This is a genomic window from Pseudomonas sp. Sample_22 (genome assembly GCF_004307635.1).
In the GTDB taxonomy this organism is placed as follows: Bacteria; Pseudomonadota; Gammaproteobacteria; order Pseudomonadales; family Pseudomonadaceae; genus Aquipseudomonas.
This window is the reverse complement of record NZ_RCNY01000004.1, coordinates 21,284-27,516: the sequence shown is the minus strand read 5'-3', so window position 1 is coordinate 27,516 and position 6,233 is coordinate 21,284. Positions and strand designations below refer to the sequence as shown.

Here is a 6,233-nt window from a genome sequence, read left to right as displayed (position 1 = left end):
TTACATGATCGTTCCCACGCTCTGCGTGGGAATGCAGCCCAGGACGCTCCGCGTCCCCAAAAGCGTGACGCAGAGCGTCACAGGAGGCGTTACCACGCAGAGCGTGGGAACGATCAGTGGCAGCAAACTTTTTTACAGCGGTGCCGGCTGAATGATCTCGACCCAGTAGGCATCCGGGTCCTTGATGAACGCCAGGCTCTTCATGCGGCCATCGGTCAAACGTTTCTGGAAATCGCAGCCCAGTGCTTCGAAACGCTCGCACGCGGCGACGATATCCGGTACCGAGATACAGATGTGGCCGAACCCGCGCGGATCAGTGTTGCCGTTGTGATAGGCAAAGTCCGGGTCGTTTTCGGTGCCGTGGTTGTGAGTCAGTTCGAGGATGCCAGGGATCGACTTCATCCACTCGGTGCGTGCAGCGGCGTCGGCAGGAATCTGCGCCTTATCGACCAGCGCGAGGAAGTACAGGCTGAATTCGGCTTCCGGGAAATCGCGTTTTTCTACCAGCGTGAAACCCAGGATGCGCGTGTAGAAGTCCAGGGACTTGGTGATGTCCTTGACCCGCAACATGGTGTGGTTGAACACGAATTTTTGCGTGGCGGTGTCAGGTTGTGCGGTAACACCGGGGAAGGTGTTCAGTTCTTGCAGGCTCATGGGCCCTCCGGAAATAAGTGGGGCTGACGATTGGCGACAATGATACGCAAGGGATGCGACATCACCAAACCCAAAGCGTCGGCTATTGCCTGACAGTCGGTCGAGGCTCAGACTTCACCGCTCATCCTGCGAGTGTTCATGGCAATGATTCGAATCGGCACATCGGTACTCATTTTGATTGGCATGTGGTGTGGGGTTGCCAGTGCGGATGCTGAAGCGCCGGTCATGCCCTGGCCCGCTGGTTGGCAGGTCGAAGCGATCGAGCAAGGGACGGCTGCGCCAGGCGTTTCTCGCCAGCGCGCGGTGAAAAACGATCACGGCGGGACGCCAGTCATGGTGATGGAGTTGACCATGACACGGGTGGAAAGCGGGCACCAAGTAAACCTGGAGGGCGTGTTGCTGGAGATGCGCAAGTCGGTGCAGAAAGACTTCTTTCAAAGCGGCTATCAAAGTGTTTGCAATCGCATACATCCGACAACGTTGAGCCGTTTATCGGCATTGGAATCTACCTGCACCATCACGCAAAACGGTCGTCATGTGCTTTCTCAAACTTTGGTAGCTGCCGTTGACGGCGATAAGGCCTATGTTCTTTCCTACGCGGGGCAGGCCGAGGCTTACAAAACAAGTCAGGATGAAATAGAGGCGGTGCGCAACGGCTTGAAACTTTAGCCAAAGACTTTAGTGGCTGCAGGCTTTGCGCAAGGATGAAGTACTTTAGATGCCCAATGGGATTAAGCCTAAAGTTAGTCGGCAAGTAGCGAGTTGATCGACGCACTTCGTTGCATTTAGATGGTATTCATGAAAAAGCCCTGCATTGGCAGGGCTTTTTTTACGGCGCAAATTTAGCCGCGCAGCCAGGAGTCAACGGTGGAAGCGCCGTATTGTTCCTTCCAGGCTTTCAGGCCGCGATGGTTGCCGCCCTTGGTTTCAATCAGCTCGCCGGTGTGCGGGTTCTGATAAACCTTGACCACGCGAGCGCGGCGGGTTTTAGGTGCGGCAGCCTGTTGCAGGCCGGACTTGCCCGGGTTCGGATCGAGGATGGCGATGATGTCGCGCAGGCTCTTGCCGTAGGTTTTCATCAGCCCCTGGAGCTTTTCTTCGAATTCGATTTCCTTCTTGAGCCCGGCATCGTTCTTCAGGGACTCAAGCTGCTTGAGCTGTTCTTGAAGGGCCTTTTCGGCTGCACGGAATTCAGCGAGTCTGGACAATATCTTTACTCCAATAGTGTGTTTGGCTGATACCAACCGCAAACAAAGCTATAAGCCAAGAGCCTTGAAGCGACTCGGTGATAAATGGCGCACCTGCGAAATTACCGCAGGCATGAAAAATTGTAGTAGTTAATTGGCCAAGAGTAAATCATGTCTTTTTCTTCATGTAACAAGAGTAGTCTTTTGAATCAAATTGTGTACCCGTTGACCGTCTCATCGCATAAGGCCAAGGGTTAATGACCACTTAATGCACTAATGAATTCCGCGCCAGGCAGCGGTCGGCCGAACAGATAGCCTTGCTGAAAGTTAACGTTATGAGCGGTCAGGTAATCACTTTGCTCTTGGGTTTCTACACCTTCTGCAACCATTGCAAGATCGAGCTTGCCCGCAAGTTGAATGATGGCGTCGAGAATATGGCTGGAGGGGGTGTCAATGCCGATCATTGCGACAAAGCTTTGGTCGATTTTCAGAAAGTCGACATTGAATTCGCGCAGGTAGCCCAGGCTGGAATGTCCGGTGCCAAAGTCATCGATGGCGATCATTACGCCAAGTTCGTGCAGCTGTTCGAACAGTTGGTGGGCGAGGGCGGTGGGTTCGATCAGTTCGCGCTCCGTCAACTCCAGCACCAGATGAATGGAACCGGGTGCGAAGGCTTTGAGGAACTCACGGCAATCCTCTATCAGGTCAAGATTCTGGCAATGGCTGGCCGTGATGTTGATTCCGATATGAAAGGGTTCGGTGAAGGTGCTGGATAGCGGGCCGAGCAACGTCGCGGTTTGCCTCATCAAAGAGCGAGTCATCGGCACGATCAGTCCCGAGTGTTCAGCGAAAGGAATGAACAGATCCGGGCGCACCAGCCCTTCTTGTGGATGATTCCAGCGCATCAGTACTTCGATGCCCGAGAGTTTCTTGCTGTCGCCATGCACGACCGCCTGAAAATAAGGCACGAACTCCGCGGCTTCCAGCGCCCGTTGCATTTCGTGGGTGGGTGACCTCGAGCGCTTTTGCAGTATGTGGCCGATCGCACCGGAAATGACCCCGAAAAAAATCAGCAGGCTGAACAACGGCGGGTATTCACTGGTCATGTAACGCCAGGTTTCACCTTCCGGAAAGCCTGCCGCGACGCTGAAATCATAGCGTGAGGATTTAAGTGTGCTTTGGGCGACCGGGAAGTCGGGCAGGGGGCCATGGTGAAACTGGCCATTGGCACTTAGCCAGTTGTTTCCTACTTGCAGCACCAGCAACGTCTGACGACCAATCAGGCGCAGCACGTTACTCAGATGGTAACCATCCAGCGTCGACAGCGCACCGCGTTTTCCGTCCTCAAGGCGATAGATCAGCAGGGCGGTATCGGGTGTGACCGGGTTACCCTTCATCAGTATCAATTGGCCGCCGGCAAAATCGCCCGTTGAAATTATTTCGTGATAGTCGCCAAACAGGGAGCTGCAATAAATAGTGTTATCCCACGTCAGGTTGGTCGAGCGTACGAAGGGCCGACGGGTTACTTGTTCGCGCAGGGCGAGTTTGACGTCTGCGCAACGTTGCCCGGCCAAGGGCAACAACTCGCGTGCCGCTTGAGCGGTGTTGTCGAGCATCAGTTCAAATTGTCGAATGGCCTCTTCGGCGGTTTCCTGCGCACTTTGCACAAGTGCACGTTCGGCCTGCATATAAAGGATGACCAGGCCGAGCACTACCGGAAGTAATCCACTGAACAAGGTGACTGCAACCTTGAGGCTGCGTTTGCGGCGTCTGACTTTTAATGGCATTCGCGAAACCTGTAGCGATGAAATGGAGCTCTCAAATGCTGGCAGGGCGAATCGCCTCCCAAAAAGAGTTCAGGTACGAGCCATGATAGTTCGCATGGCGCCATTATGCCGTTCGGCGGCAATAAAGTCGTTCGGCCAGTTTGAGCCGGCGCTGCCTGCGTCGGTCCAGCAACGCCAAGTCAACCTTGTTGGTGCAACAAACCGCTTGCACGCCGGTGAAAAAGGCGGATTTTATACAGAGGGCGGACAAACTCAGTTACGCTGTGTAGAATCAGGTTACGCATACAAGAATAATCGTCTTCTGGCAGCAGAAGCCTCGCCCGCACCAGCCTTGGGTCGACAATGAAGATATTTGGGTTTCAATTGATCTACGGTGATTTCCTCGCCCGCAGCGTGCGGGGTATCTCCTGCGCGCCACCCACCGGTCTCAGCATTGCTAGCAACTAACAGTGGTTAATTTCTAAAAGCATGATGAGGCGCCGACCATGGCAGATTTATACGAAAACCCGATGGGCCTGATGGGCTTTGAATTCATCGAGCTCGCATCGCCGACCCCGAACACCCTGGAGCCGATCTTCGAGATCATGGGCTTCACCAAGGTTGCGACCCACCGTTCCAAAGACGTGCACCTGTATCGCCAGGGCGCGATCAACCTGATTCTCAACAACGAACCCAACAGCGTTGCTTCGTACTTCGCGGCCGAACACGGCCCGTCGGTGTGCGGCATGGCGTTCCGCGTCAAGGATTCGCAAAAAGCCTACAAGCGTGCCCTGGAACTCGGCGCCCAGCCGATCCACATCGAAACCGGTCCGATGGAGCTGAACCTGCCGGCGATCAAAGGCATTGGCGGCGCGCCGCTGTACTTGATCGACCGTTTCGGTGAAGGCAGCTCGATCTACGACATCGACTTCGTGTTCCTCGAAGGTGTCGACCGTCATCCAGTGGGTGCCGGCCTGAAGATCATCGACCACCTGACCCACAACGTGTATCGCGGTCGCATGGCCTACTGGGCGAACTTCTATGAGAAGCTGTTCAACTTCCGCGAGATCCGTTACTTCGACATCAAGGGCGAATACACCGGCCTGACGTCCAAGGCCATGACCGCGCCGGACGGCATGATCCGCATCCCGCTGAACGAAGAGTCGTCCAAGGGTGCCGGGCAGATCGAAGAGTTCCTGATGCAGTTCAACGGCGAGGGCATCCAGCACGTTGCGTTCCTGTCCGATGACCTGATCAAGACCTGGGATCACCTGAAAAGCATCGGCATGCGCTTCATGACCGCGCCGCCAGATACTTACTACGAAATGCTCGAAGGCCGTCTGCCGAACCACGGCGAGCCGGTGGGCGAACTGCAAGCGCGGGGCATTCTGCTGGACGGCTCGTCCGAGTCGGGTGACAAGCGCCTGCTGTTGCAGATCTTCTCGGAAACCCTGATGGGGCCGGTGTTCTTCGAGTTCATCCAGCGCAAAGGTGATGACGGTTTCGGCGAAGGCAACTTCAAGGCGTTGTTCGAATCCATCGAACGTGACCAGGTTCGTCGTGGTGTGCTTTCCACTGACTAAACCATTGCGTCGATAAAACTGTGGGAGTGAGCCTGCTCGCGATTTCGGTTGTACATTCAACATCAATGTTGACTGACACACCGCCATCGCGAGCAGGCTCACTCCCACATTTGTTTTTTGGTGGTTTTAAGGTCTGCGCTGCCGGACCAGATGTTTGAACCCTTCAAACACCAACACCAGTACCGCCAGCCAGATCGGGATATACGTCAGCCATTCGGTCGGCTTGATGCTTTCCCCCAGCAACAACGCCACACCCAGCAATAGCACCGGTTCGACGTAACTCAACAAACCAAACAGGCTGAACGGCAGCAAGCGACTGGCGATTATATAAACCACCAGCGCCGAAGCACTGATCAGACCCAGCAGCGGGATCAGCCAGGTCAGCGCCGGGTGCTGATCGAACACACCGAAGCCTTGCTCGCCACCGTGCACGAACCACCAAGCGATCGGCAGCATCAAGGTCATGTCCAGCCAGAGTCCGCCCAGGTTGTCGGCATTCAGCCATTTGCGCAGCACGAAATACAGCGGGTAGCCGACGACCACCAGCAGCGTGGCCCAGGAAAAACCACCGACCTGATACAGCTCATTGATCACGCCAAGGCTGGCGAAAAACACCGCGACTTTTTGCAGGTACGACAGGCGTTCGCCGTAAGCGATGCGCCCGGTCAGCACCATGGCCAGCGGCAACAGGAAATAGCCCAGCGACACATCGAGGCTGTAGCCGTTGAGCGGCGCCCACATGAACAACCAGAGTTGCACGCCCAGCAGCGCCGACGACAGCAGCAAGCCGGCGATCAATTTCGGTTGCGCACCGAGGCGACGCAACAGGTCGAGCACACGCCGCCATTCGCCTGACACCAGCATGAACACAGTCATGCACGGCACGGTCAGCAGCATGCGCCAGCCGAAAATTTCCACGCCGCTCAAGGGCGTGAGCAGCGATGTGTAGTAATACATGACGGCAAACAGCACCGAGGCTGAAACCGATAAAGCGATACCTTTAGACAAACTGTCCTCGCGTGATTTTGAGTGATTGAACCGGG

General features: G+C 55.5%; 6 protein-coding genes. 2 read left to right on the top strand and 4 right to left on the bottom strand.

Features of this window, described 5'->3' with window-relative positions; translation table 11 throughout:
• Positions 1 to 132: 132 nt before the first annotated feature.
• Positions 133 to 654 (bottom strand): lactoylglutathione lyase, encoded by a 522-nt coding sequence (gloA, locus tag D8U73_RS00105; protein ID WP_130903393.1) that lies wholly within the window; start codon positions 652 to 654, stop codon positions 133 to 135.
• 144 nt (positions 655 to 798) lie between these two features.
• Here gloA and D8U73_RS00100 point away from each other — a divergent pair, with 144 nt between their 5' ends.
• Complete coding sequence (locus D8U73_RS00100) at positions 799 to 1,323, top strand: DUF4946 domain-containing protein (RefSeq protein ID WP_130903461.1); 525 nt, start codon at positions 799 to 801, stop codon at positions 1,321 to 1,323.
• A gap of 173 nt (positions 1,324 to 1,496) precedes the next feature.
• Here D8U73_RS00100 and D8U73_RS00095 read toward each other — a convergent pair whose 3' ends face one another.
• Both D8U73_RS00095 and D8U73_RS00090 read right to left on the bottom strand, forming a co-directional pair.
• Positions 1,497 to 1,862 carry a histone-like nucleoid-structuring protein, MvaT/MvaU family gene (locus D8U73_RS00095; protein WP_056852760.1) on the bottom strand — a complete coding sequence of 122 codons (366 nt, stop codon included), beginning with the start codon at positions 1,860 to 1,862 and terminating at the stop codon, positions 1,497 to 1,499.
• Between the two features lie 233 nt (positions 1,863 to 2,095).
• Positions 2,096 to 3,628, bottom strand: a complete 1,533-nt coding sequence (locus D8U73_RS00090; protein WP_130903392.1) for an EAL domain-containing protein — start codon at positions 3,626 to 3,628, stop codon at positions 2,096 to 2,098.
• Positions 3,629 to 4,113: 485 nt separating this feature from the next.
• Between D8U73_RS00090 and hppD the strand changes: the two genes are divergently transcribed.
• Positions 4,114 to 5,190, top strand: coding sequence for a 4-hydroxyphenylpyruvate dioxygenase (hppD, locus tag D8U73_RS00085; RefSeq protein WP_056852758.1), 1,077 nt, complete (start codon positions 4,114 to 4,116; stop codon positions 5,188 to 5,190).
• A gap of 126 nt (positions 5,191 to 5,316) precedes the next feature.
• Here hppD and rarD read toward each other — a convergent pair whose 3' ends face one another.
• A complete protein-coding gene (rarD, locus tag D8U73_RS00080; protein ID WP_130903391.1) occupies positions 5,317 to 6,198 on the bottom strand; it encodes an EamA family transporter RarD in 882 nt (293 codons plus the stop codon).
• Positions 6,199 to 6,233 lie beyond the last annotated feature (35 nt).